This is a genomic window from Citrobacter sp. T1.2D-1 (assembly GCF_950098555.1).
GTDB lineage: Bacteria > Pseudomonadota > Gammaproteobacteria > Enterobacterales > Enterobacteriaceae > Citrobacter_A > Citrobacter_A telavivensis.
Genome location: NZ_CATNHH010000015.1, coordinates 1 through 24,223 on the forward strand (window position 1 = coordinate 1; position 24,223 = coordinate 24,223).

The window sequence follows — 24,223 nt, forward strand, 5'->3', positions numbered from 1 at the left end:
CGCGATCAACAACCTGTTTGACTGCTTCAATTTTAAACTCTTCGGGATAACGCTTACCGCTCATGGGCACCTCTCTTTAAGCCATCTTAAATGACTCTGAGGTGTCTGTTAAACCCGTGGCGATTCATTTCATTTAGCCATCCCTTACTCCCTCGAGTTATGAACCAGCCATTATTTGAACGTATGTCGTTGTTAGCCGTTATTGTATTTCCTGCGGTGACGTTTGAACCGGCAGTAACATTCTGTCCTGTAACAGTTCCATTCGCAGTTATATTTCCAGTGGCCGCCACATCGCCACTGAAATTACCCGTTACGGCATTAATCGTGCCTGCGTTATTAAGATTGTTACCTCCCATATCAATACTGGTATGCATCGTGTTGAGGTCTGGCTTGCCGGTTACCGAAAAACGATAAAGGCGATCATTTTCACCGCGAGCAGCGCCCAGTTCATCTGTGGTCAGTAAAGCCGCAATATGTCCCTGAGTTGTACTTATCCCAAACTGTGAAAGAGGAATAGTCCAGCTGCCCATAGCGCCGGTAGCAGTTCCTGATGTCCATATATAGCCGCCCATACCAGAGGTGATATCCATTGATATCTGGCGCAGTGCGAGAAAAGGCAGTGCCGCGCCGTTTTGAGTGTAAACCAGTGCCTGCAGCTGATCTGTATTAGTGGCATTACGAACAACAGCAGCCAGGTAAGCCTGTCCGTCTACTGTCGTCTCGCTGAACCCCTGCTCCAGAAATCCGGTGTTTTTCAGCATAGCGGGTGTAACCGTAACCGGGGTCGTGGTGGTGGCACTTGAAAGCAAAGTATCGTAATAACGGCCAGTGTAGCTCTTCACAGCTTGTGTGAAGCGAGATACCTGTGACGCGGTATTCAGCCAGGTCCGTTTTTGCATCCAGTCACTGATAAGGGTAAAGCCCCAGACGCTGACCACCAGGAGAATAATCAATGAAGCACCAGTGCTGAGGATAGCCCAGCCCCGGTCAGTCGTTTTATATGTGAACACAGGCATCACCATGTAATAAGCGGTTGATACAATTTAAACAGGGTCACAGAAATCGCGCCGGCGCACAGCCAGGGTCCCATCGGCCCTCCTTCAGTTATGCGACGAACAGATATCTGCCAGAGCACAAAGAGCACCACGCCGATCAGCAGAGCATAAAGCCCCTCTCGCCCTCCCAACCAGGCCGCAATAGCACCGGCCAACCAGACATCGCCAAGCCCCAGACACTCACGGGCATGAATCCTAAAGGTGACATAACGCCAGACGCCAAAAATCACCAGCGCAGTGGTAGCTGTGAGGAAGTGCCCTATAAAGCCGGGAGCGATAAGAGCGGAAACAAGACCGGCAATAAGACACCTTATCGTCAATTCTCGGGGCAGAAATCCTGTGAACGCATCGGTAAGCGTCAACCTGAAAAGAAAGAGGCAGAACAACAGAGACATCAGTCGCTCCAGTAGCGGCACAGGGGACAGCATCATGCCAGTTGCCGCTGTAGCGTAAAGCCAGATGAAGCCGGTGGATGCAGGGGCGAAAAAAACAGCAAACCATTCCTGATCATCATCCAATATCATCAGGCTGAGACGAACCAGGCTCCTCATAAAACTGAATAAGCTGAGGCATAGAGGAAAAATGATAATGACAGTTGGCCAGGGCATACTCAGCGTCAGCAGTGTCACAGTTTTATTCCCCGTTCATTAAGTAAAAGCCGACGATAAATGGCATAAATCCGGTTGGCATAGGACTCGCGAGTTTCATGCCGGTCCTTACGAAAACCTGCGTTATAAGAGCCAAGACAGTTCCAGCTTATGCCGCATACCTGAAAATGCTTCGCCAGTATCCAGGTACCTATCTGAACGTTGAGGCACGGACGGTTCAGGAGGTCCTGTGAGCTGCGAATGTAACCCTGCGCTATCAGCGAAGCGATATGCGATGAATTGACCTGCATCAGTCCATAATCGGTACTGAGTGCCTGCCCGGTCTTTTTGTCACGATTAATATTTGTGACATCCGGTCGCAGGCTGCTTTCACCTATGGCTATTGCCTTAACCAGTAGCGGGTCAATGTGGTATTTAGCGCCCGCCGATTCAAAGCAGAATGCATCCACCCGTGGGCAAACCAAAATCAGCAGCAGAAAAGCGGACAGGCGCAGCATGTCATCAGCCGTTATGGGTGAAGACCAGTGTATTGTTACCTGTCATTCCGCTGTCTGATGAGCAGGTTTTGCCTGCCTCTTCTGCACTGACCAGACCGTCACTGTAATCAGTACTGTTAATGGTGATAGCACTGAATGCTCCACCGGAACCGAGCTGTGTAGTGATAGAGATGCAGTCTGCCTGCGGAACTTTCTGCGTTGTAACTGAAAATCCATTGTTAAATCCATTCGATGCCACAGGAGCCAGAACGACCTGACCACCATAACCGTTCCACATCGTAGCGGTACCGGAACTGGCTGTTCCCTGGATAGTCCAGCCAGCCTTTGGTGCGCCCCCCTGCTGGATAAGCGTTCCCGTCATAGTTGTACCGCTCGTAAAGTTATATCCCCCCTGCGCCTGCTTAAGCGACTGCGCGTTTGTCACGACGGTCTGGAGATTTGAAACCTCAACGGCAACGGACTTTTTCCCCCAAAGACTCCAGACCAGAGCACCAACCAGAGCCAGTACGATAATCGTCCCGATCGCAATGGTACCGTGTTCAAGAATGCCCCAGCCCCGGTCAGGCTGATGTTGGCGATGTGGTAATGTCTGAGCTGACATGGCGGTTCCTTAATGTAAGTTGAAAGTGTTCATGTCCTGAATCTGCATCACCATCATCAGGATGAGTAAGAAGAAACTCATAATCAGAACGAGAGAAAAGAGTTTGGTGGCATTCGCCCGACGCGCGACGCGCGCGAGCGCCTGCTCCAGCCAGCGGTCCGCATAATTGGTGATGAGCGAAGCAGCACCATCCCCCTTATCCAGAAGAGAGAGATAGTTCACAGCCTCACGGCTCGGAAAATCATATCCGCTGTTACGCAGAGCTCTGCCAAGTGAATCGCCTTCACTCATGCACTCCATCGCGGCCTCGATGCGTTCCTGCAGCCAGGGCGGTGCAAAACCGTTAAGGATCTGCAAAGCTTTGAGTTCCTGGACACCCGAACCAAGAAGCGCGCCAATATTCATAAGAAATACAGCTCCCTGCAGGTCTTTATAAACAGACCATGGTAGTAACCAGTCAGCACAGCGCCTGAGACGGCCGCGCCAGCGGGGCAGCGACCAGAAAGACAGCAGCACAAGCCCTGCGGCTGTAGCGGCAGAAGCAACACCCCACTCGGAACTCCACTTCGCTACTCCATTCATAAACCCGAGTGCACCGGTCCAGCGAGCTGGATCGGACATTTTGCTCATGGTGGGAACAAGTGCGAGATTGTTGGCCAGTAGTAGCCCCGTACTCAGGATGGCAAGCGCGGCAGGAAATACTGAGGCAAAAATTACCTGCCCAAGAATTCGCCGACGGGCAACAATCAACTTATCAGCCTGCATCAGCGCGGCAGGAATATTACCGGTTTCCATCCCGGCGCTGATAAGCGCGGCCTCTTCGTAAGGTGCCCAGGCAGCCAGAACATCCTGCAGCGCGCGGCCAGGACGGTTGTCGTTCACACCCTCGATGCAGTCCTGAACAAGTTCATAATAAGGATGCCAGCGCCTGCCAAAATCAGTATGTACATCGCCGATCATGGTCAGCGCGTCTTTCAGGGCCTTACGGTTTTCAAGAAGAAAGCGCAGCGTTTCGTAAAATGGCTGGCGGTATTTCCCAGTAAAAGTGGCTCTGACAAGCCGGTAGCGAATCCTTTCAGGGAACGACATTTCCCGGGATGGATAAAAATGGCTGTCACTTTCCATCAGGCACCTCACAATCCATGATGTCATCCTCATCCAGCGGACAGATGAGATCGCCTTCCAGCGGATCAACAAGACCCTCTGCCAGATAACGCAACAGATGCATGCGGCGAGTAATCCCACCCTGGTTTACCCAGTACTTTCTGGCAACTGAAGGCCCATGTGAAAGCCAAAGTTGCATCAGGCGAGCATCTGTCCGGACAACTTCGGCAATAGCTGTTCGCCCTGTAACGCCACGACTGATAATGCGTCCGGTCAGTGGTACCGTTTTCCGGCAGTGTTCACATCCCTCATAGTTGCGGAAGAAGAGATTTTTCGGTTCGCACAAGCCCGCGACAGAACAATATTTTTCGAGACGCGCGCGGGTTTCTTCATCAAGCTCAGGGACTTTGACTTCCCACGGTACCCGGCAGTGTTCACACAACAGCGGCACCAGACGCTGGCCAATCAGGCCAGTGATGAGTGCAGCATCCGCCAGAAGGTGGCGATCAATACCGAAATGCTCCATACGACGCAGGGAGCCGATAGGGCTCTGGGTGTGCAGGGTCGACAGCACCAGGTGGCCGGTTTCACTGGCGAAAATGGCGGCGAGAAGGGAATACAGGTCACGGATCTCACCGTTCAGGATGGCATCCGGATCGAGACGAAGTGCAGAGGCGTTTCCGTTACTCCAGGCGCGGCTGATGGCCTCCGGTGAATTGTCTTCCGGCATAACGGGGGTCTGAATACCACCCGGAATACGCCCCTCGGGCGGGTTTTCCAGCGTGAGCAGGCGCTTTTTACCGCCGGTCAGTTTCAGCCAGATATCACTGAACACGCGCAACGTGGCGCTCTTCCCTGAACCAGTAGGCCCGGTCAGCAGCGTCATGCCTTCCGGCATACGCAGGATCTGCAGGATGAGCTTAATCTGCTCAGGCAAAAAACCCAGTTGCGGCAGCGTCGGTATATTGTCCCCGTCATCCGGGATCAGACGCATGACCACTATCAGCCCATCCGGAGTAGGACGGTGTTCGTAGCGGGCGCCATAGAGGCCGGCGCGGCGGGCGAACTTTGCATCGATGCGCCCTGACTGCTCACGACCGGCAAAGAATGACTGCTCGCGCACGTCGCACATGGAAAGATAAGATGTGGAGGCCAGCGTCATACCCTCCACATCTTTCACTTCATCCACCACCTCCAGCTCGCCGTGAATACGCAACTGAACGATGCAAATCTTGCGATCACCGCTTATTTCCATATGAATATCAGAGGCATTAAAGTCGTTACCCAGCCTCATATAGCTGATGACCTTATCCTGCGACACACTGACGTCACGGTTACTTAGATCCGCCTCGCTCACACCCTGGTTAAGCCCACGGCCCTGACGTTCTGCCACTTCACGCCGCCGGTTCAGTTCGCTGAGTGTAACAAACTCAGTTTTTGCATCAGCCCATGTCCGGGTGACATCCATAACCCAGCGCTGTATGCCAGGGTCTTTTCGCCGGTTGCCGTCGATGAGTAGCGTAACCCCTCCAGACGGATGCTGCTCGGCAAAGACAAAATCCATGATTTCTTTATCAGAAGACATCATCACCTCAAAATGAAAGTTCAGAATTGTCGCTGAGGCGTACGATCGTGGAGGTAACCTCCGTGACCCGCTTTGAGGTTCCGGGAAGCTGATCGCCTTTTGCTACTTCTGTGACTCCGCCATCCGGCAGAACAATGCGTGCACGCAACTGCGAGCCACGGCCGTAAATCTCCTGAAGGCGCACACCACCGGTCCGCTTTTCACCGACTGCACTGGCAGTCTGTTGTGAAGGAGCTGGCTGCGCCATAAGCGGCATGGCAGGCTGGGCGGCAGTAGACAGATAATTCCTGTCAGTACTCTGTCCGGACTGGCTTTCACGCAGCTGCTGCTCCAGACGCGCCGTCTGCACTTTCTGCTCCAGAATGAGGTTGCGCGCCTGAGCTGCTTCAAGTTCGCCAAGCGTAACGTTCGGCGGAAGCGCATCACTGGTTACGGTTGCCACTGCCTGCCCGCAGAACAGAGCGGACAGCAGCAGGCCCGTTCCCGCGGGATTAATTCTGCGCATAAATGCTCCCCTTCATGGTGTAGTCGAACTGCCCCTGCGGGCTCATGGTGATTGACACGCTGTTCAGGCGGAGCCCGGTCGCATCAAAATCCTGCAGCAGACGTTCAGGCTGCAAACGCGAGCTGACAGTAAAAGTGAATTCGCGCCAGTCCTGTACGGGCATGGTTTTCTCTTGTCCTGGCGCGACCGCTGGCGGTTTCACTTCACTGAACTTGACTTCCAGGTTGCGGCGCTGCAGGTGCGAAATGAAACGTATCAGTTGGGCATCCGCGCCAGGCAAGGCCTCGTCGGTATACTCACTTACGCTGTATTTCCGGAAGGGAATGAATACGTCGCCGTTTTTACCTCCTTCCTGAAGGTTGAAAACAGCAGAATGCCCAAGAAGCACCCTTGCGCGGTGGGAGAAATCCTCCACCGTCGCACCAGGTGTGGCGAGGTAACGCAAGCGCAGGCCTTCAGGGACACATTCACCGTCCGTAAAGCGCCAGCCAGCCACCGAGGCGAAAAGTGGTTCGCGTGTCAGCCAGCAATTACCAAGTAAAAGCGAAACTGGTGGCTGAGAGGCCCACGGATGCGGCGCTCGGGCTGGCGCAGCTGGCTTATCAGCAGACATCGCCATTCGGGCGCGAAACTCTGCCATTGCAGCAGCCTGTTCCGCTTTTTGCTGAACGTCGTCGTACCAGTAAATTCCTGCTGCTGCCACGAGTGTAATAAGCGCAGCAGGCATAATGAGAGACATCGTCGTCAGGCGCTTACCCAGGCGGCAACGCTTCAGTTGCGAACGGTTCAGCCTGTCAGTGAGCGAGGTTGCATCACAATTATCATCTGCGGTTGCAGCACAGCGCAGACCCGGTGTATCAGCATCGTTAAAACGCAGGAAGTTTTCTGCTGCTGATTCTATCTTCGCGCGTGAACCGGTCACATCACCCATGACAGAAAGTTGCCCACCGCTGGCTGCAAAGAAAACCCAGAGATCTTCGTTGTGGCTGAGACGGTATATCCCCCATGTATTTCCCCCTTCAGACAGCAGGAATGCTACTGCAAGAGAGTAAGGGCTCCGTCGCACACGCCCGGGGGAAACGACCCCCATCATTGATGCGTTACGCCTGCCGGCAACTACTACATGCGTGTCAGGTGAGGCTTTTCCCCGGAATCGCGTTAACAGTGCGCTCCGCTGCTGCTCCCAATGAAGTCCTGCCATCCAGTCGCGACGGTGGTGGGTGACTCGAATGCCGCTACGGAGTGAAGATTTTTTCTTTGATGACATGGATTACCTCAGCAGAACAGGGGTGATCATAATCACGAGCGTGTTACGACCGCGCGTACCGTTCTGGCCACCGCCCAGGATAAAGTTGTCGGGTGTGAATGTTCCCTGCTTGTTTGCAGAAAGGTTCTGTTGCTCAGATCCGGTTAATACCAGTGTCTGGCCTGAGCGCAGGTTAACTTTACGTGCCAGCCCCTGTGTCGAGGTATTCGGTATATCGTTACGGGTATTCCCGTCCCTACTGATAAATTTCTCTATCTGCGGTGGACTGGTATAGCTAAAAGCGAACTGCAGTTGCACGTCACCGTTTTCCTGGATGAACGGCAGCATGGTCATGAACAAACCGGTGGTGATTGTGGTTACGGTCTGTGAGGAAGTAACCCCGACGTTAGCTGTTGCAGTTGAACTGGAACTTGTCAGAACGCCCTGTTGGTTTGAGAGCTGATAAGCTACCGGCGTCAGATTTGCTGTTGGGTCGGTCTGGTTCAGCGCCATGCTGACGTTGCCCTGCTCGGAAAGCGCTTTAATCAGCAGGCTGGAGCCGGAAAATTTGGCGGCATTGCCTGTTGCCGTGTCGAGAATCGAAATGCCGGCACTGCCTGCTGAAGTCGAAGCATTGGCCATTGAACCGGTCAGAGTGGCGCCAAAATTGTGCAGGGATTTGTATACGAGCCCCCAGTCAAGACCCAGTTGCTCATTACGCGTCTGGTTGACGCTGACAATCTGTATGTTGAGCTGGACCTGCCTGCTTAGAACCTTATTCTGATACTCAATGTAACGACCAATACGATCCAGAACGTCCGGTGTGTCAGTAACACTCAACGTGCCAGTAGCTGCTGAAAGCCAGAAACGACCAGATTTTGGCGTCAGCATCTGCTCGATGGTTTTACGAATGTCGTCGTACAGGTCGCTGTTCATGCCATAATCGGTCTTCTGATTAGAGCTAATGTCTCCGCTCGTCCCCCCCGATGTGCCGCCACCGCTGCCCAGCTGATTGCCAGAGCCGGAGTTAATTGATGCGCTACTGTTTACTTTCGTATTCAGGATAACGAGCTGAAAAGTGCGGGTATCCTGTCGATAAAAATAAACTCCGTTTCCGTCACTGCGCCATGACAGCCCGTACCCGCTGGCTTCGACATCGAGCAGATCACGAACATCTCCCTGGAATTTAAGGCCACGCATGAGCGCCGGTGATGGCTGAACGGAGACGGGCTGAGCTGACGTAGCCCCCATCTGTGCCAGGGGAACCCGACCATTGTCATCCGGCGCCGGCAGTTGACCACTCATCTGAGAAGTTACCACGCTGCCGGTACTCACGTTGCTCAGCGCAGCAAATGCATCTGGTGTGATGGAGACTCGTATACCACATAGCGCAGTGATGCGCTGTCCCAGCTCAGGCAGTGAAATGCCGTCAGGACGATTAATCGTTATCTGACAGGGAGGCAGATTCTTTTCGTCCGGAGTGGAGACCACCGGCGTGACTGGCTGCAGGTTTACCCAGGGCTTATCCATCCAGACAACAGTTGGTTGTGATATGGACTGACGACTCTGCAACACTCGCTGAGCCGTATCGGCCTGCCCAACGGCTTCCTTGTCTATTTTGCTGATTTCATTCAGCGAACATGATGACAGCACAAACGCAGCGGTAAGTACTGTCAGGCAGAAAGGTATACGCGGCATCCGCAGCTCCCTGATTCTGTTAGTTAAGATAAACAATGCTGCCTTCCGTCACACCGGACGGCAGAGACAGGTTCATATCAGTGCCATCCGCCATCCGCAGATGACCGCCGCTTACGGTCAGGGCAAGCGCAGAAGTCACTGAGCGGGCGCGCAACGCGGCATAAACACCGTCTGTTTCAGGTACCCAGATCCACAGGCGACCGTTCTGAATAATGCTTTTGATGCGACTGTCTGGTAACGGCAGCATTCCAGTCAGTGCGGTTGATACGGGGCCATCTGTTATGGACCGCCCGTGACGCCAATTATTTACGACATCAGCAGTCCGAAGCATGTCTGCTGCAAGCTGTTCAGGCTGAGTCTGCTGCAGCGCAAGCCGTACATGCTCTGATGAGTGGTGCTGTGCATCACCGGCTATCAAGATGATGACAAGACAAAGCGCGAAAACTGGCAGCGCATATCCCATATCATTTCCCGTCCTGAATCGGCTTATCGTCCACGAATACCAGGCACTGAAGACGATTTGGTGCTGCATAGAGGGGTTTTTCTGCAGGGCGATATAACCTAAACAGCTGCACGATAATCGACTCGAAATTACCGCGCAGCGTAAATGGTACATCGATGCGGTAGTTCACAGGCGTTGGCCAGATAACTACCCAGGTAGGACTACTGCCACTCTCACAGCGAACCGATGTAGCCCATTGGATCAGAGTCTCTTTTAACGTAGTGCCTGCCTGCGCGGTCCAGGCCTGTCCGTCTGGTAACGAGGAAAGCAATGCTCCCGGAGTGAAAACAGTTTTTCCGCTGACCGGAGCAGTAGGAGAGATGACAGTGGACGGTGGATTACTGTTCTGAACCGTTCCACCTGGTTTCACTGCACCAGATGGAGTTAAAGGCACACCAAGTGCAGCTTTATTCAGAGGTGTTGACGCAACTGACAATGCTGACGGCGCAGGCGCAGGAGCCAACTCTGTTGATGGTTTTACCTTGCCAGATGTTAACTTAGCTGCGGGACCTGCCTGTGTTTTCTGCACCGGAACCGTAGATTTTTCCCCAGGCTCGCTGGCAGAGAACGGGTTACGAGGTGTTTTTGCTGTCGTTGCAACAGATAAAGGGGAAACAGCTTGAGAGGTAACTTTTGGTGTCCCTGGTGACAAAATGGAACTTTCTGGCCGAGCCGGAGGCAACGGATAGCTATTATTTCCAGTACCAGAAAGTCCCTTAGAACTGTTAAGTAGTGTGCCTGTAGAAGCAGATTTCCCTGTTCCATGACTTGCTACACTCGCCTGCAAGGGACCTGTTGTTGAGAGGGCAAGATGTCGATATTCATCACGCAGAACAAAACAAATTTCTCGATTCAGGTCATCTACGCGCATACGCCAGGCAGGCCCGGCGAGGATTTGTAAAGCATCTCCAAGCTTCACAGGTCCTATTGAACGCTGCACAGCCGGTAATGGTTTAACGAACAATTCAGAGAATACACCCGGTTCGCCTGAACACAGTGAATAACCTGATTCAAGCATCACGTATCGCATACCTTCCCCAATGGTATTCACCATCTGCAAAGGCATCCTGATATCGATAATCTGATTCAGTGGGTCACGCTGAGCATCTACAGGTCGCGTACTCGCAAGTATGTAACGATCGTATCGAACAACTTCAGGGGAACGGTTTTGATAAAGATCCTGAACACGGGGAGAGCCCTGAAGCCTGCTCATGGGTTCAGAGCGAGAACTAAAGTCTGTGCAGCCAGCGGCAAGCAGACAAAGCGTGATGGCCCCAAGCCGATAACGTGTCTGCAGGTTTATTTTTACCATCAGGAATCCCCAGGAGTTGTCCGAAACAAGTCGGATATTCTGGCGGGGATGCCTTTTCGGACAATGCAAAACTATTACTGCGAACTGAAGAAAATTTCCTCGGTGGGGCAACCGCGAAAGACCAGGATATCCAGTTTCAAGGGTTATCACCGTATTCGGGCGCAGGGAAAGGAGCTACACGAGACCGATTTATCCAGCCAGTTGGCAATACCTTAAAAAGAAAAGCGCCGGAAAATCCGGCGCCTTAGTCTGCGACTTTATGATTATCAGGCTACGCGATGTGGAACATGGGTCACGTCACCACGGCCAGCGAGCAAGCCATCGACTGAGATATCCTCATCGAGATTATCCCAGTGAATACCACGTTTACTCAGTTCATAGTCATTACGTTCTTTGTCTGTGGCATTCAGCAGACGAGGAAACCAGGCGATTGGTACGCCCATCACCCTGCCATCGTTTAATTCGACCCACATGGTGGTCTCATCAAATCGTACATTTTTAGCTGAAATAGTCATTCCAGGCCTCCACAAACATCGTCTGGTTATGTTGAACCATCTTAGTCAACTCTTTAAGAGTCCGGGCATCGAAGCCATCGTTCCTGCTCAGTTTAACTTCATTTTCAAGCCAGAATTTCGCTTCACCATCAGCGTTACGGACATGAATATGAGCGGGTTCTAGAGGATTTCCCTCGTTCGAGTAAAAGAAAAATTTGAATCCGTTAATTCTCAGTATAACTGGCATTAAAAAAGTACCCCGCTCCTGCCATGATTATCTTGAATAAAAAAGCGCCAGTCAAACTGGCGCCTCTGTAAAATCCAATCAGGAAATGGCGTAGATCGCTTTTCGGCAGATCCCATAACCATGCCCCAGAAACGGTATGTCATCATCAAAATCCATCGGAGGTTCATTAGCAGGATTGTGTGGCGCAGCTGACTGCTGAGGCTGAGGCTGCTGAGGCTGCCCCCAACCTCCTTGCGCCGACCCAGGCTGCTGAGCATTACCGGTACCTGCTGGAGCATTACGACTACCCAGCATCTGCATCGTACCGTTCACACCAACCACAACTTCTGTTGTCCAGCGTTCAACCCCGCCGTTATCAGTCCATTTGCGGGTCCGCAGATGGCCTTCAATGTATACCTGTGAACCTTTTTTCAGATATTCACCGGCTATTTCGGCGAGTTTGCCAAACAACACAACGCGATGCCACTCAGTGTTTTCCTTCATTTCACCGCTTTGTTTATCACGCCATGACTCCGACGTTGCAATACTGAACCCTGTAACAGCTGTGCTATTGGGCATATAACGTACTTCGGGGTCCTGACCGAGATGGCCAACGAGAATAACTTTGTTAATTCCGCGACTTGCCATGATGTAATCTCCTGTACCTAATCATATTCACGCTGCGTCCATTCCCCTTTTTCAAGAGCAATATCGGCCTGCAGACTGGTTTTGTAGTATTCGACTGACTCACGGGACACGGGTCCCATTTCGTTCGCGGTTCCGATATAAAAACCGCGCTGACTGGACAGAACCTGGATCTGTAATTGATACCCAGCTTCTGAAGCCAGTAAACCGAATGGATTTCCCATGCGAGAGCTCCGTTACGTTATCGAGAGAGGTAAATCTCCCGAAAGAGATTTACCGGATGTAAGAAAAAAGAATTAAAACGAGTTCGGATCGTAGTCTTTAGGAGCCGCAGAACCTTGTTCCGGGGTTTGAGATGCATTTGGCGCTGTGTAAACGACTTCCTGGCCTTTCTTAATGAACTCGACCTTAATCAGGCGAGCCTTCAGAGAAGGTCTGGATTCACCGGAATGTTCACCCGACTGAAGGGTAAACACGTCAGCTTTCAGGCCGCTCAGCACAAACCCCAGCAATACTTTTTCCTCTTCATCCACGGCCTTCTGGCAGCGGTTGATGAGTTTTGTAGCCTCTGGGCCCGCAACAGTGACATCGAAACGAGTGTATGACGCATTGTCGGTAGGACCAGTCAGGGCATTAATGACAGCGCAGGTAAATTCACCGTTTTGGCCCTGTACACGACGAATCGAGCTCAGGTAGCCGATACCGCTTACGTTAAGATTGAAATACTCTTTTTTCTGGCTGGCAGAGGAAGAGGTGGTGGAAGAAGATGCAGTTGTAGTAGCAGTCATGATGTTATCTCCGGAGTAAAAACTAAACTGGTAGCGGAGAAACATCTATCCCTTGCGGGATAACGTTTCCCGCAGGGAAGTCAGCAAATTATTGCCGACTGGCTGTATTTGTGAAATGGACCTCAACTCGCCAGGAGTACCTGTTCTCAGAGGTTAAACAGGTTTACCACCCGAAGGCGCCACTCTCAGGTTTTATGTGGCATTGGCATGTGATTACCCGAAGGCGCCCTTCTCAAATCACCAGGGCATTGGCAGTTGTCGATGACAACGATTAGCCTCTTTATCATTTATTCAGACGCAGCAGATGTCAACGCCGGTGTGCGTAAAAAATCATCAATGCCAAAAAATAAAAAAAGCGGCACCTTTCGGCACCGCCTGTGAGGTCTGCACCATTAGACCTGATGTTGACCTGCTTACGCAGTTGCTCCGGGGGTGTGTTCAGGACCCGGCACGGTTTCACGGAGTTTTGTGCCTTTTTGACTCACGTTCAGGTGTGGACGCGGCCAACAAGACTGTATCCTGCAAGCACTGCATTTGATGCTCACAGGACCCGCAGTCACGAGGTGCGGCTTCAGAGCCGTCGCAACAATAGCAAAGGCATCCTGTCCCCGCAATGAGAGACAAGGAATTAATTATTCTTTGGTTTTACAGCCTTAGAGCTACGCGCGCTTTTACGTTTCTGGGTGTCGTTGTTGATGATTCCTTTGCAATCAGGATAACGAGTACACCCCCAAAACTCTCCTTTCTGTCCTTTTTTTAGGCGAGTTTTCCCCCCACATAAAGGGCACGATGGTGTGGGTGGTATTCTAATGCTCACCCGCTGCTGTCCTCCCATGCTGACAAGGTTACGGGTCCATCCGACCTGTCGCTGCAAAAAATCATTCAGGGTAAGGCGTCCTTCTGCTACTTCATCCAGAGCCTGTTCCCAAAGTGCAGTCATTCCGGGGTCGGTTAACTGCGAGGGCAGAGCATCAATGACATCAGCACCAAGATCAGTCGCGCGAAGCTGCTTACCTTTACGCACAATAAATCTGCGGTTCAGCAGTTGCTCAACGATACCAGCGCGGGTGGCTTCCGTGCCTAATCCGGCGTTGTCCTTCAGTACCTTACGAAGAGCAATATCGGTAACAAACGCTGACGCGTTCATCATAGCGCCGATGAGTGTTGCGAAAGTATAGTGAGCCGGCGGACGAGTCATTTGCTGCACGACCTCTGCACCGTTTACTCCGCAACGGTCACCCTTCCTGAGAGGAGGAAGTTCAATACTGAGATCATCATCCCCTGCACTATCCTCTTCCTCCTTACTGAACAGGACCTTCCAGCCCATTACAATCTCCGTCCTTCCTGTTGTGCGGAACAGTTGCCCGCCAATGTCAAACTGCAGACGAGTAATATCAGATTCGTGCAGGGGAAGAAATTGTGCCAGATAATTTCGGCGGATAAGGGTGTATACCCTTCGCTCTGCCTCACTTAACGCAGAAAACTTAAACGCGTTTCGGGTAGGGATAATGCCATGGTGAGCTGTGATTTTTTTGTCGTTCCATATACGCGAAACAAACGAAGTATTTAGACCTGAAAGAAGAGAACTACACTCTGGATCAGACAGACCAATAGCGGAAAGAACCGAGGGGATTTCCTCACGCATAGACTCAGGAAGGTATCCACAATCAGTTCGTGGATAAGTGGTTGCCTTGTGTTTCTCATAGAGGCTCTGTGCAGTGTCAAGCACCTGCTGGGGTGACATATCCCAGAGCAGGCCACAGGCCTGTTGTAAAGTGCCGAGCGAAAAAGCCAGCGGCGCTGCCGCTTTTTCACGCTTCGTCTCACATTCTGTTACGGTCGCTGCTCCAGCCTGCCGGCAAAGATGCGCTACCTGCTGCGCTATATTTTGGTGTACACAGCGTTTTTCTTCGTCGGTATAAACCTTTGCAGGTACCCATTGCGCCGGAAAAGTTCTCCCTCCCGCACTCAGAAGCGCCTTAACCTGCCAGAAAGGTTTTGGGACGAATGTCGCTATCTCCCGATCACGCCGGACAACCAGTGCCAGGGTGGGAGTCTGCACCCGCCCGACAGAAATCACACAGTCGAATCCTGACTGTACTGCAAGCAGTGTATACAGACGGGACAGATTCATTCCAATGAGCCAGTCGGCACGAGCGCGACCAAGTCCCGCATGATACATTCCAAGAGTTTCGGCACCCGGTCGCAGATCCTGGAGAGCTGCACGGATGCTCATTTCATCAAGGGCAGAAAGCCAAAGCCGCTGTACAGGACCGTCCCAGCGGCAGTATTCCAGCAATTCACGGGCAATTACTTCTCCTTCCCGGTCCGCATCAGTGGAGATAACCACATCATCGACCTGGCGCAGCAGCCGCTCAATAACCTTGAACTGAGACTGCGTCTCCTTTTTTACCACCACCTGCCATGGGGAAGGCAGGATCGGCAGAGCAGAGAGCGACCATGGTTTGCCATACTGTTGACCGTATGCTTCAGGCGGTGCGGTCTCCAGCAAATGCCCTACTGCCCAGGTAACAGTGACGCCAGGGCCAGTTAGAAAACCGTCGCCACGTCGGGTGGCACCCAAAACATTCGCAAGATCTCGCCCCTGTGAGGGCTTTTCGCAGATAAACAACCGCATGGTGGTTCCCCGGTCAGGCAGCCCGATATCGCATACGAAGCAGGTTTACGCTCGATTCATTAACCGGCGGTGAGAAAGCTGAGCGCTTTTCACCAAGAAGAACAGACAAATCTGGCTCTCCCGCCACCTCGCATGCTTGTTTCCATGTTTCGTTGTTTTCCACAGCATCAAACCGGGTAGCATCAATACGGCGATAAGATAAAACAGAGCCATAGATCTGACGAATTAATCTGCCACCTTCGCTAAGATGATGATCACGGCGAGAACGTGTAATTAATCCATAATGCGATGCTTGTAGTGCCTTTTTCGCAAACTGATCGAATCCTACTAACAGAAACACACACCTGTAACCCAGAGGGGTTCGTGTAAATACCTGGATATCGAGTGGCTCAACAGATGCAACTTCTGTCAATGTAATACCAGGCGGCAACATTGACATCTCAGCATCAAGTTGCTGTATCAAAGCAGTCATAGAATCTGATGCAACCTTGATCTTTTCTTCCAGGTTAAACATAGCAACATCAGCCCATGGATTATTTCGCAGGGAATCCTGGTTAATCAGAGTCGCACGGTGGAAAAACTGAGGCATACCGATAATTCCATGCCTTGCAGGCTTTTCACCGTCCTGTTTTTCAGGCTGACGCCCCTGCCATAGCCCGATTGCGTAATTCGTATGCAGTGCGATCGTCATTTCAGACTGCAGCGCACCAGTTCTTTTCTCATTTTTTTCTGCCATCGTTGTCACCTGTGCTCAGTTAAGATGAGCAGGCATAGTCCTGAAACACCGGTATCTCCAACAACGCGAAACTCATAATTCCAAGAACGAAATTGTAAGTTGGTTAAAATTTGTACTTGCTGCGCCCCGCAGCAAGCTCGTTTTTTAACCAACAGCAATACTTTCCCGCAAGACCCCAACCACAACACATCGAAACCTGATTCTTTTTTGTACTTGTTGCGCCCCGCAACAAGGTCATTTTTTAACCACTATTGCGCCCAGTAGTTCTGCTCATTTTTTGTACTTGCTGCGCCCCGCAGCAAGCTCACTTTTTAATCAAAAACAGATTTTTGATGCCATAATCATTTCTGGACCTGTTGCCGAATAGCCGCAATCATAGCCCTTACCTGCCCCTGAGACGGGCGTTTCGCAGGTTGAACAGGGACGTTGGCTGTGGGTACAGTACGTGATTCAACCGGGTGGGAAATTGTTCCACCAGAACTGGCAGTCGCCGTATCCTCTGAAATTTTCAGCTCACCACTTCGCGCCCTGCGAAGCATAGAGAACATCCAGCCCACCGGATTGTTGAGCCTTCCAAGGGCCTGTTGCTCACGCAGCATGTCAGCAAGGGCCTTTGCCATTGTCTCCGGAAGCGAAGCCATCTGCGTACTCAGCATCTGCCTGTCTTCACTGTTCAGAGCGTTCAGAAAATCATCTGGCAGGAATTGCTCACCACACGGTACGTACGTTTTTTTATTCACACTGTGTGTGAAAGAACGTACGTTACAGTCCGAATTTCGGACTCCGGCGTAAGTCCTTGATTTTTTACTGAGTCCATTTTCCGGATTCTGTGAATTATCAGGTTTAAGGGAACTGAGTCCGTTTTCCGGACTCAGTGAATTCGGGCTGTTTTTTATGCGTTTTTTACTGAGTCCTGATTTCGGACTCGGTTGCACAGCCTGTCGCTGACGAGCCATTTGTTCTGGTGTGGCAGGTGCACTTAGCCGGCTCTCAATAATGGCCAAGCGGCTGTGACGGTGGCGCATTCCCGGATCATGAAGGATGTCATTGACTACAGCCAGCGCCGTCATACGGACGGCTTTATTCCTGCTCAGGCAACTCTCTTCAACAAGGGTCAGCCAGCCCGGATCAAAAGTCTCAGCATCACGGTAGCCCAGCGGCTCATCATGCTGTGCATAGATATTGCCCCGCACACGACCATGGTCGTCGCGAACACGCTTACACAGGCTGAGCCAGCCTGTAAGACGCAGCATCAGCAGAACGCGGCTGACCGTATCTCTGGAGGCCTTCTCTGAATGTGCCGACGCCAGTTGAACCTGGAGCTCATCATAAGTCGGGAAAACAGCACCTTCATTCTGCTGTGCATACAACCGGATCATCACCCAGGCGGTTTTATCCAGTGGCGAAAGACGGGTATCCAGAAACAGCTGTCGGGGAAACGCATCATGTACATTTCCCATAAAAAGAAGCCCGCTGCGCTCCTGACCGACATCACCAGTGTCTGTACGCCGTTCGAGACTACGCTGCATCCTGGACAGTGTATGAGCAACTATGCTGTCTGCCGGAATGGTCATTTTCTGCTCTCCTCTTCAACCTGAGACAGCACAATGCCGGGACAAACCCGGCACTGTACGGTCAGCAGCGGCATTCCGTTACCGCCGTATTTCACGGTTATAGGTCTCATGATCCATAAGCCACCAGTGTTTACCTCCATCCTTACTGAGGATGCGCCAGAACGGCCCAACATCTATCTTGAGATAGCCGTTCATCGTCAACCGACGGAACACCTTCTCACCGCAGCACACTGCGCTGAACAGCCGTTGCGCCCTGCGACGAACCGAGGGGGAAACGTACTGACGTGAAGAAAAGTCGGTCATCTGCATCATGCTTCCTTGCGCTGTTGTGATTCACTCTTGCGGGATGGAGTTGTCTCCCGGCACCACTGGCAGACCCTGCTCCAGACTGCGGTCAGTGACAGGCCATGCTGCTCAGCGGCAAGCATCATCGCTTCCAGAGCCTGATGAGAGTCCGGGGATGATAGCCCGGCAGCCTTCCACTCGATCCATAGTGCCGAATCCTGTGGCTCCGTCAGAGACTGTGTGCGGCCCTGGCGAGACTCTATCCCCATCAGACGACGCCGTGCGCTAACCTCTGATGGAGACAGGCCGAAGTATTTATCAATCAGTTCCATTGAACCGCCAAGCTCAAGCGCCCGGTCTATCATCAGCATTCGTTTCTGCTCATTACGTGCCTGGTTGAGCATCAGCCAAAAATTTTCGTGATTCAGGCTAACATCAAGCACAGAAACGTGTGACTGGCTCAAATAATGCAGCTCATCAAGGCTCAACTGACTCAGTGCGCGTATCTCCTCGAGTGACATTCCCAGCGACTCACAGCGGCGAATATTGCCGTTTTTAACATCCATCAGCAGTGATGAAAGGATGGCCGTGGTGGCCTGTGAAAGGTTGTGCTGGCTCATAGGGCCCCTCCTGATATCATCTGATCGGCAACAAGCAGAACATCAAAAAGCCAGCCCGACAGGCAGGCACTCCATAAAATAATGTTACTCATGTGTACAGCCTCCCGCCGTAATCTGCTGTTGAGCCTGCGCACCAGTCAGGCCTTGATGAACTTCGGTATCCCGCCCCGCGAGCCAGCCCGCTACGCGTGCTGCTCTGTCGCCACGGCATTTACCGGCCACCCTGACGTTTACAGTCCCCAGGGTGTCGCCGGTGTGACGCTGGGCAAGCCAGCGCTGAAGCATGGAATTCTCACATTCTGAAGGCGCGAATGACTGCAGTACCTGCCAGACGCCAGATACCCACCCTTCACGAAACTGATCGGCTCTGCGACGAAGCGTGTTCTTAAGAATACGGCGCTTCCGGTATCCGGCAATCTGACCGTCAGTGTCTGCACGAAGTTGCCGCTGTAAAACGGTATAGATATAGAGCGCAACTTCGGCTCTCCCGCTGAAACCATAAAAGTGCAGAGATCGGCGAACGCTTTTTACACCACTGCAACTAGTGTGAATATGCCAGCCAAACCAGCAACGGCAGCCCGTGGCCATGCATACCACTGTTGCGAGTGAACTTAGCCAGGCTGGCACTTTTTCTGCATTACTGGTCAGGTTCTGACAGACGGATTCCTGGATATCATGAAGAGAAAGCATGTCAGGGGTCAGGCCATGACGCTGCATCAGCCGTTGAGCCAGAGCCACTGCACGGGCCGCCTCGTGTGGATTACTGTTCCGGGTACCCAGCGCCATCAGTCGCCGGATACGTGCAATCACTTTTGTAGTTTCAGACATGGTGTAGCCCCCTGCAGCCGGCAGCACGGTGAACATCCTGCTTCTCCTTCACATCCTGACAAGCAGCACACAACTCTACGCCCGGCACTGCCAACTGACGGGCAGCGGGAATGTCCGCGCCGCAGCACTCACAAATTTCTTTTGACGGGCGTAACGAGTGCACTTTTGCCCTGATAGCATCGATGCCGCGCTGGGTGAAAATAGCGGTACTGGCCTGAGCCATTTCATCATTCAGGTCCTCAGACATTTTCCCCTCCCTTCACAGCCAGACGCTGCAGCTCACGCAGACGCCGTATAACGCGGATAAGGCGCATTGTTTTTACAACAGTGACATCATCGAAAACGGCAGTATCTGCAGGTTCCTGAGAGCCAAAAAAATTCAGGCAGAACATGAACATATTGAACTGTTTGTTAGGCAGTGAACCTGATAGCCCGGCGAGGAAAAGAGTAAACTCGCTGGCGTTCTCTGAAATGGAGAAACCAGCTGAATGATGGTCTTTATCCTCCCGAACACAGTCCGCGCAGCCCATCGCTTCGGCAATTTCGAAAGTAAGCCGATAAGCCATATCCTGCAGGTGCTCGATGTCGTCCTGTAATGCGGAGATGTGCCAGATATCATTGACCGGTTCCAACCCGGTTGCGGCGAAGGCCACTGAGCTAACTGAAGGTGTGGAAGTTTCATCCTGTTCGCCAAAAGCAGAAACGAGCGCGTTGGCATTAACATCTGACTTAAATTGCCACTCTCCATCGTTATCAGGATTCTCTGTCTGACCGGTAATCACAGGATTTCCGCCAAACAGGTCATTCTGAACTTCACGACGCGGCTCACTTCCAACAGACATACCGCCGGGAAGTGCAGTATTGTCCTGAAGTTCTGGTACAGCTTCCGGACGCCCTGGAGTAGTCAGCGTACCGCTACGCAGACCAGTAACAGGGGGCTGGGATGAAGTATCTGCTGGCAGAGTCGTAACTGGTGGTGTTGTGCGTTCCCGACCACCTGACTGTTCAGACGCGGGTGTAGGTGCTGGCAGTGGAGGCGGCTCGCCAAACTGTTCCCTGCGTTTTTGCTCACGAGGATCAAGTTCAATTAACCAGCGGTCATAATTCAGGCTTGGATGGGGAAGAGCCTTAACCAGTTGACCGATAAACTCATCCCTAAAAATATCAAGGGCATAGCTTTCAGGTTCATCAAAACACCGGCAAACTGCACCAAACACATCATCAAGAGAACATTCTGGGTTTACGTCACCGCTGAAAGATTTCCAGACCTTCATAGCTGAAGAACGAAGGCTCAGGAGTGGTGTTGCCTGACCACGGCTCATGCCACTCTCAAGCAACTGGGGCATATGTGGATACAGGTAATTAAGCGTATCTTCCATCCGGCTTACGCTGGAGTTATCAATAGGATAACCTTCCTTACCCAACAGATCCGAAAGTTCTCGTAAGGTAACACTCCGGCCCAGTTGCTCTTCATAAATTACACGCGCTTTATGAACACCGAATGCCTTTTCTATATAGGTAAGATCCCCCCTGACCTCATTCTCAGCCAGGTGACCAACCAGACATTTTAGACGTCCAGGCCAGGGTTTGAAGATCGTGTGAACGCGATAAAAACGTTCATCACCAGTCTCCTGCCAGAGATCGCAGAGTATCTGATACCGGGTATTTCCCCCGTCACTAAAGATATAAACATCATCACCATCCGGATCACGGGTCACTTTTGGAATCGAATCCAATCCTCGTGCACGGACGGAAGCTTTAATTTCCTCAAAACGAGGATTGCGTCCTTTGCGCGGGTTATCCGGATTCGGGCGAAGCTGGTCAAGGGTAAGAACCATTGCCATTTCGTTTACTGGCTGGGTAACGGTGGGAGTATTATTATCAGCAGCCTGAGCCGGTGATTTTCCACGCTGCAACATGGCGTCGCCAAGGTTAAGACTACGGACGTTGCTCATGCAAACCTCCCGGTATGACCAGGGTTAGCAGAAAAACGCGTATAACGGCCTTCGTATTGCAGTCGGATCGTACCAATCGGTCCCTGACGCTGTTTGCTGACAATAATTTCAGCAACCCCCTTGTCTTCAGTGTTTTCGTGATAGACCTCATCACGATAGATAAAGACAATTACATCAGCATCCTGTTCCAGGGCACCGGAATCACGAAGATCGCCATTGTTCGGCCGTTTATCAGCACGACTCTCTAGTTGACGATTCAACTGCGAAAGGGCAACAACCGGACAACCCATTTCTTTCGCCAGCGCTTTGAGTGACCGCGAGATTTCAGCAATTTCCTGTGTGCGGTTCTCCTGATCCGGACAACGCATCAGTTGCAGGTAATCAAGACCGATGACTGAAGGGTGACCATAACGGCGGGCGTTACGACGGGCGCGAATTCTGAGCATGGCGGGGGTCAATGAGCCAGTGTCATCTATGATGAGGCGGTCTTTAAGGTCACCCATCAATAGTGAAGACGCGTTTGAAACACGCGCCCAGTCCTCATCATCCATCTGGCCATTTTTTAAATGTGTTAAATCTACACTGCCAAGTGAAGCGACCATACGCATGAGGATCTGCTCGGTGGGCTGCTCAAGGCTGTAAAACTGCGCATGTGTATCGGCTTTTTTCAGAAGTGAATTCAAAATCAGGCTGATCAGAAAGGCAGTTTTCCCCATTGAAGGCCTTGCTGCTATAAGTATCAGATCAGCTGCCTGCAGCCCGCTGGTCATGGCATCAAAATCTTCAAATCCCGTAGGCGTACCAGTAATACCATCGGGCACATTGCAACGACGTTCCAGCTCTGTAAGGAGTTTTTCCATGCCGTCAAGCAGCGTCACGGCCTGCTGTGGTTCTGAACGTTCTGCCAGCCGGGTAATTTTTTGCTCTGCGGTTTCCATCACCGCCCCGATATCAGCACCGGATGCCTTAACAGTTTCGGTTATCTCAGCACCAATGGCGACCAACTGTCGCCCCTGGCTGTACCTGGCAACAATGTCACAGTAAGCGACGATATTGGCCGCACTTGGAGTATTTTTTGAAAGTTCGGCCAGATAGGCGAATCCGCCAAGTTGCTCAAGCGCATCCTTACCACGGTTTTCAATGCTCTCAGCAAGTGTGATCAGGTCAATCGGACGCCCTGCTGCAACCAGACGCGCCATTTCATGAAAGATGACCTGGTGAACCTTGAAATAAAAATCATCGGTATCGAGACGGAGCGCCACTTCATCCCAGCAGTCGTTATCCAGCATCAGGCCACCAATGACGCTCTGCTCAGCATCCTGAGAAAACAGCCCCGAAACATTTCTGCGGTTGTTAGAGGTCATTCCTCGCCCCCCGCATTAGCTAACGCATCAAAATTCGTTTTCCACTCTGGGAAAAGTTCACAAGCCAATTGATACATTGACGTAAACGCTGAGTCGCTTTTACGTCGGGTATTTTTTTCAAGACGATGTACCGGTACGCCCTTAACATGCCCAAGAACATAGACAGTCAGGTCATAGATACATGTCTCCAGCAGGTCGATATGAATTTTGTCTGCATGGGCGCTGTAGCGTTTATCTTCAACGATCGCTTTGACTTCAGCGAGGGTCTCAACAGACAGATTGTCGTATTCCATACAGTTGATGAGCAATTTTGTGACTGGAAGCTGAATGCCAAACGCACAATAAGGCAGCAATTCTTCCATCAGCGCGACTGTTCCGCGCATGAACTCCCTGACATCAGGAAGAATCGGTTTGGCAATACCCACCATGGTTCCGGTGGAGGCCAGGATAATTAACTCAGACATCACTGACCGTGAGCCTTGTGAATCGACAATAATCACGCCATATGAATTAAAAAGGGGATGTGAAAGAGCATTTCGGAGGCGAACTCGCCCATCAGGCGCATTCAGCATTGCAGTTGGGAGAAAATTACGAGGATCGTTGGAAACGATAATGTCCAGATTATTGATCGACGTACGGGAGATCAGATTATCGGGATTTGAGAGATCAACTGTCTGCATCAACAGTTCGTACAAACCACCAGGGGCTTCATATTCAAGCGGGAATATACTGCTGGCCGTTGGCTGAGCATGGTCGCCATCAATCAGAAGTGTTTTGATACCTGCATCGGCCAGAAATCCTGCAAGATTAGCTGACTGAGTAGACTTACCCTCGCCCCCCTTAGTGGAAACAACAGGTATAATACGAGGCTTAACACCCAACGTTGGATAATCGATTGATTGTAAATGCATTTTAGCACCTGAAAATTAATCAGGATGCGATTCAACAAATACCGATCATTCTTCTATGGAATTTAACATTTTGTCACAGGGATTGAAAATCCCCGTGTCCTTGGTTCGATTCCGAGTCCGGGCACCACTAATTTATATTAACGGACCTTCACGGAGGTCCGTTTTTGCATTCTAATCCCGCCAGAATCTATGCTTCACATCTAACGCAATTCCACCGTACGCTATCTACTTCGACCCACAATAAGTCGCTTATGCGGGTACAAACGAGTATACAGGCTGATTCGATAATTTGTTGCCCTCACATCACTCAGACTCTCCTGTTATAGCGCTGACTGACGCGAAAAGCCGGAGCACCAAACCGACGTAAACCTCGACAAAAAAGGCGACACCGGCAATATGTTCTTCCTCGCCATTCTAACGGTTACAGATACTGATAATTGCGTTAT

The 24,223-nt window shown here is 51.6% G+C and carries 25 protein-coding genes and 1 pseudogene; all 26 read right to left on the minus strand.

Annotated elements, in window-relative coordinates; all coding sequences use genetic code 11:
• Positions 1 to 110: 110 nt before the first annotated feature.
• Positions 111 to 1,016 (minus strand): annotated as a pseudogene (gene pilV / locus QQZ17_RS14440) (shufflon system plasmid conjugative transfer pilus tip adhesin PilV); the annotation flags it as partial.
• The gene (locus QQZ17_RS14445) at positions 1,016 to 1,684 is read right to left on the minus strand and encodes a prepilin peptidase (protein WP_000173819.1); all 669 of its coding nucleotides are present in this window, start codon (positions 1,682 to 1,684) and stop codon (positions 1,016 to 1,018) included. The gene QQZ17_RS14445 and the pseudogene pilV, both read right to left, overlap by 1 nt.
• Positions 1,681 to 2,160: a lytic transglycosylase domain-containing protein gene (locus QQZ17_RS14450; RefSeq protein WP_032676569.1), complete on the minus strand. Its 480-nt coding sequence runs from the start codon at positions 2,158 to 2,160 to the stop codon at positions 1,681 to 1,683. The genes QQZ17_RS14445 and QQZ17_RS14450 overlap by 4 nt, the downstream gene beginning before the upstream one ends.
• A 4-nt stretch (positions 2,161 to 2,164) precedes the next feature.
• Positions 2,165 to 2,761, minus strand: a complete 597-nt coding sequence (locus QQZ17_RS14455) for a type 4 pilus major pilin (RefSeq protein WP_038162015.1) — start codon at positions 2,759 to 2,761, stop codon at positions 2,165 to 2,167.
• Between the two features lie 9 nt (positions 2,762 to 2,770).
• Positions 2,771 to 3,886, minus strand: a complete 1,116-nt coding sequence (locus QQZ17_RS14460) for a type II secretion system F family protein (RefSeq protein ID WP_032676566.1) — start codon at positions 3,884 to 3,886, stop codon at positions 2,771 to 2,773.
• Positions 3,876 to 5,450 (minus strand): GspE/PulE family protein, encoded by a 1,575-nt coding sequence (locus tag QQZ17_RS14465; RefSeq protein ID WP_046497107.1) that lies wholly within the window; start codon positions 5,448 to 5,450, stop codon positions 3,876 to 3,878. The genes QQZ17_RS14460 and QQZ17_RS14465 overlap by 11 nt, the downstream gene beginning before the upstream one ends.
• A 7-nt stretch (positions 5,451 to 5,457) precedes the next feature.
• Positions 5,458 to 5,955: a type IV pilus biogenesis protein PilP gene (gene pilP, locus QQZ17_RS14470; RefSeq protein ID WP_001252747.1), complete on the minus strand. Its 498-nt coding sequence runs from the start codon at positions 5,953 to 5,955 to the stop codon at positions 5,458 to 5,460.
• Positions 5,942 to 7,222 carry a type 4b pilus protein PilO2 gene (gene pilO2, locus QQZ17_RS14475; RefSeq protein WP_181899699.1) on the minus strand — a complete coding sequence of 427 codons (1,281 nt, stop codon included), beginning with the start codon at positions 7,220 to 7,222 and terminating at the stop codon, positions 5,942 to 5,944. Before pilO2 ends, pilP begins: the two co-directional genes overlap by 14 nt.
• 3 nt (positions 7,223 to 7,225) lie before the next feature.
• Positions 7,226 to 8,899, minus strand: coding sequence for a PilN family type IVB pilus formation outer membrane protein (pilN, locus tag QQZ17_RS14480; protein ID WP_046497099.1), 1,674 nt, complete (start codon positions 8,897 to 8,899; stop codon positions 7,226 to 7,228).
• A 19-nt stretch (positions 8,900 to 8,918) separates the two neighbouring features.
• Complete coding sequence (gene pilM / locus QQZ17_RS14485; protein ID WP_046497095.1) at positions 8,919 to 9,362, minus strand: type IV pilus biogenesis protein PilM; 444 nt, start codon at positions 9,360 to 9,362, stop codon at positions 8,919 to 8,921.
• A 1-nt stretch (position 9,363) separates the two neighbouring features.
• A complete protein-coding gene (gene pilL2 / locus QQZ17_RS14490) occupies positions 9,364 to 10,713 on the minus strand; it encodes a PFGI-1 class ICE element type IV pilus protein PilL2 (protein ID WP_046497092.1) in 1,350 nt (449 codons plus the stop codon).
• Between the two features lie 266 nt (positions 10,714 to 10,979).
• Positions 10,980 to 11,228, minus strand: coding sequence for a DUF2442 domain-containing protein (locus QQZ17_RS14495; RefSeq protein ID WP_000155614.1), 249 nt, complete (start codon positions 11,226 to 11,228; stop codon positions 10,980 to 10,982).
• The gene (locus QQZ17_RS14500; protein ID WP_046497089.1) at positions 11,212 to 11,454 is read right to left on the minus strand and encodes a DUF4160 domain-containing protein; all 243 of its coding nucleotides are present in this window, start codon (positions 11,452 to 11,454) and stop codon (positions 11,212 to 11,214) included. The genes QQZ17_RS14495 and QQZ17_RS14500 overlap by 17 nt, the downstream gene beginning before the upstream one ends.
• Before the next feature lie 78 nt (positions 11,455 to 11,532).
• Positions 11,533 to 12,081 (minus strand): single-stranded DNA-binding protein, encoded by a 549-nt coding sequence (locus QQZ17_RS14505; protein WP_032676553.1) that lies wholly within the window; start codon positions 12,079 to 12,081, stop codon positions 11,533 to 11,535.
• A gap of 17 nt (positions 12,082 to 12,098) precedes the next feature.
• A complete protein-coding gene (locus QQZ17_RS14510) occupies positions 12,099 to 12,302 on the minus strand; it encodes a hypothetical protein (protein ID WP_032676552.1) in 204 nt (67 codons plus the stop codon).
• A gap of 72 nt (positions 12,303 to 12,374) precedes the next feature.
• Positions 12,375 to 12,866: an STY4534 family ICE replication protein gene (locus QQZ17_RS14515; protein ID WP_032676551.1), complete on the minus strand. Its 492-nt coding sequence runs from the start codon at positions 12,864 to 12,866 to the stop codon at positions 12,375 to 12,377.
• Positions 12,867 to 13,494: 628 nt separating this feature from the next.
• A complete protein-coding gene (locus QQZ17_RS14520) occupies positions 13,495 to 15,504 on the minus strand; it encodes a DNA topoisomerase III (RefSeq protein WP_046497084.1) in 2,010 nt (669 codons plus the stop codon).
• A 13-nt stretch (positions 15,505 to 15,517) separates the two neighbouring features.
• Positions 15,518 to 16,240: a PFL_4669 family integrating conjugative element protein gene (locus tag QQZ17_RS14525; protein ID WP_046497081.1), complete on the minus strand. Its 723-nt coding sequence runs from the start codon at positions 16,238 to 16,240 to the stop codon at positions 15,518 to 15,520.
• A 341-nt stretch (positions 16,241 to 16,581) separates the two neighbouring features.
• The gene (locus QQZ17_RS14530) at positions 16,582 to 17,814 is read right to left on the minus strand and encodes an STY4528 family pathogenicity island replication protein (RefSeq protein WP_046497077.1); all 1,233 of its coding nucleotides are present in this window, start codon (positions 17,812 to 17,814) and stop codon (positions 16,582 to 16,584) included.
• 78 nt (positions 17,815 to 17,892) lie between these two features.
• Complete coding sequence (locus QQZ17_RS14535) at positions 17,893 to 18,123, minus strand: ParE family toxin-like protein (protein ID WP_001178480.1); 231 nt, start codon at positions 18,121 to 18,123, stop codon at positions 17,893 to 17,895.
• A complete protein-coding gene (locus QQZ17_RS14540; protein ID WP_000077899.1) occupies positions 18,123 to 18,719 on the minus strand; it encodes a DUF2857 domain-containing protein in 597 nt (198 codons plus the stop codon). The genes QQZ17_RS14535 and QQZ17_RS14540 overlap by 1 nt, the downstream gene beginning before the upstream one ends.
• An 84-nt stretch (positions 18,720 to 18,803) precedes the next feature.
• On the minus strand, positions 18,804 to 19,547 hold the full coding sequence (locus QQZ17_RS14545) for a DUF2786 domain-containing protein (protein WP_000005470.1): 744 nt from the start codon (positions 19,545 to 19,547) through the stop codon (positions 18,804 to 18,806).
• A complete protein-coding gene (locus QQZ17_RS14550; protein WP_046497070.1) occupies positions 19,540 to 19,794 on the minus strand; it encodes a TraR/DksA C4-type zinc finger protein in 255 nt (84 codons plus the stop codon). Before QQZ17_RS14550 ends, QQZ17_RS14545 begins: the two co-directional genes overlap by 8 nt.
• Positions 19,787 to 21,502 carry a ParB family protein gene (locus tag QQZ17_RS14555; RefSeq protein WP_046497064.1) on the minus strand — a complete coding sequence of 572 codons (1,716 nt, stop codon included), beginning with the start codon at positions 21,500 to 21,502 and terminating at the stop codon, positions 19,787 to 19,789. The genes QQZ17_RS14550 and QQZ17_RS14555 overlap by 8 nt, the downstream gene beginning before the upstream one ends.
• A complete protein-coding gene (gene dnaB-PI / locus QQZ17_RS14560; protein WP_000203356.1) occupies positions 21,499 to 22,866 on the minus strand; it encodes an SPI-7-type island replicative DNA helicase in 1,368 nt (455 codons plus the stop codon). The genes QQZ17_RS14555 and dnaB-PI overlap by 4 nt, the downstream gene beginning before the upstream one ends.
• Positions 22,863 to 23,777, minus strand: coding sequence for a ParA family protein (locus tag QQZ17_RS14565; RefSeq protein WP_000550614.1), 915 nt, complete (start codon positions 23,775 to 23,777; stop codon positions 22,863 to 22,865). Before QQZ17_RS14565 ends, dnaB-PI begins: the two co-directional genes overlap by 4 nt.
• Positions 23,778 to 24,223: the final 446 nt, after the last annotated feature.

Excerpts from the sequence above, each read along its gene's own strand:
- QQZ17_RS14450 (WP_032676569.1), bottom strand. The coding sequence starts at position 2,160 with ATGCTGCGCCTGTCCGCTTTTCTGCTGCTGATTTTGGTTTGCCCACGG.
- QQZ17_RS14455 (WP_038162015.1), bottom strand. The coding sequence starts at position 2,761 with ATGTCAGCTCAGACATTACCACATCGCCAACATCAGCCTGACCGGGGC.
- QQZ17_RS14460 (WP_032676566.1), bottom strand. The coding sequence starts at position 3,886 with ATGGAAAGTGACAGCCATTTTTATCCATCCCGGGAAATGTCGTTCCCT.
- QQZ17_RS14465 (WP_046497107.1), bottom strand. The coding sequence starts at position 5,450 with ATGTCTTCTGATAAAGAAATCATGGATTTTGTCTTTGCCGAGCAGCAT.
- pilP (WP_001252747.1), bottom strand. The coding sequence starts at position 5,955 with ATGCGCAGAATTAATCCCGCGGGAACGGGCCTGCTGCTGTCCGCTCTG.
- pilO2 (WP_181899699.1), bottom strand. The coding sequence starts at position 7,222 with ATGTCATCAAAGAAAAAATCTTCACTCCGTAGCGGCATTCGAGTCACC.
- pilN (WP_046497099.1), bottom strand. The coding sequence starts at position 8,899 with ATGCCGCGTATACCTTTCTGCCTGACAGTACTTACCGCTGCGTTTGTG.
- pilM (WP_046497095.1), bottom strand. The coding sequence starts at position 9,362 with ATGGGATATGCGCTGCCAGTTTTCGCGCTTTGTCTTGTCATCATCTTG.
- pilL2 (WP_046497092.1), bottom strand. The coding sequence starts at position 10,713 with ATGGTAAAAATAAACCTGCAGACACGTTATCGGCTTGGGGCCATCACG.
- QQZ17_RS14495 (WP_000155614.1), bottom strand. The coding sequence starts at position 11,228 with ATGACTATTTCAGCTAAAAATGTACGATTTGATGAGACCACCATGTGG.
- QQZ17_RS14500 (WP_046497089.1), bottom strand. The coding sequence starts at position 11,454 with ATGCCAGTTATACTGAGAATTAACGGATTCAAATTTTTCTTTTACTCG.
- QQZ17_RS14505 (WP_032676553.1), bottom strand. The coding sequence starts at position 12,081 with ATGGCAAGTCGCGGAATTAACAAAGTTATTCTCGTTGGCCATCTCGGT.
- QQZ17_RS14510 (WP_032676552.1), bottom strand. The coding sequence starts at position 12,302 with ATGGGAAATCCATTCGGTTTACTGGCTTCAGAAGCTGGGTATCAATTA.
- QQZ17_RS14515 (WP_032676551.1), bottom strand. The coding sequence starts at position 12,866 with ATGACTGCTACTACAACTGCATCTTCTTCCACCACCTCTTCCTCTGCC.
- QQZ17_RS14520 (WP_046497084.1), bottom strand. The coding sequence starts at position 15,504 with ATGCGGTTGTTTATCTGCGAAAAGCCCTCACAGGGGCGAGATCTTGCG.
- QQZ17_RS14525 (WP_046497081.1), bottom strand. The coding sequence starts at position 16,240 with ATGGCAGAAAAAAATGAGAAAAGAACTGGTGCGCTGCAGTCTGAAATG.
- QQZ17_RS14530 (WP_046497077.1), bottom strand. The coding sequence starts at position 17,814 with ATGACCATTCCGGCAGACAGCATAGTTGCTCATACACTGTCCAGGATG.
- QQZ17_RS14535 (WP_001178480.1), bottom strand. The coding sequence starts at position 18,123 with ATGCAGATGACCGACTTTTCTTCACGTCAGTACGTTTCCCCCTCGGTT.
- QQZ17_RS14540 (WP_000077899.1), bottom strand. The coding sequence starts at position 18,719 with ATGAGCCAGCACAACCTTTCACAGGCCACCACGGCCATCCTTTCATCA.
- QQZ17_RS14545 (WP_000005470.1), bottom strand. The coding sequence starts at position 19,547 with ATGTCTGAAACTACAAAAGTGATTGCACGTATCCGGCGACTGATGGCG.
- QQZ17_RS14550 (WP_046497070.1), bottom strand. The coding sequence starts at position 19,794 with ATGTCTGAGGACCTGAATGATGAAATGGCTCAGGCCAGTACCGCTATT.
- QQZ17_RS14555 (WP_046497064.1), bottom strand. The coding sequence starts at position 21,502 with ATGAGCAACGTCCGTAGTCTTAACCTTGGCGACGCCATGTTGCAGCGT.
- dnaB-PI (WP_000203356.1), bottom strand. The coding sequence starts at position 22,866 with ATGACCTCTAACAACCGCAGAAATGTTTCGGGGCTGTTTTCTCAGGAT.
- QQZ17_RS14565 (WP_000550614.1), bottom strand. The coding sequence starts at position 23,777 with ATGCATTTACAATCAATCGATTATCCAACGTTGGGTGTTAAGCCTCGT.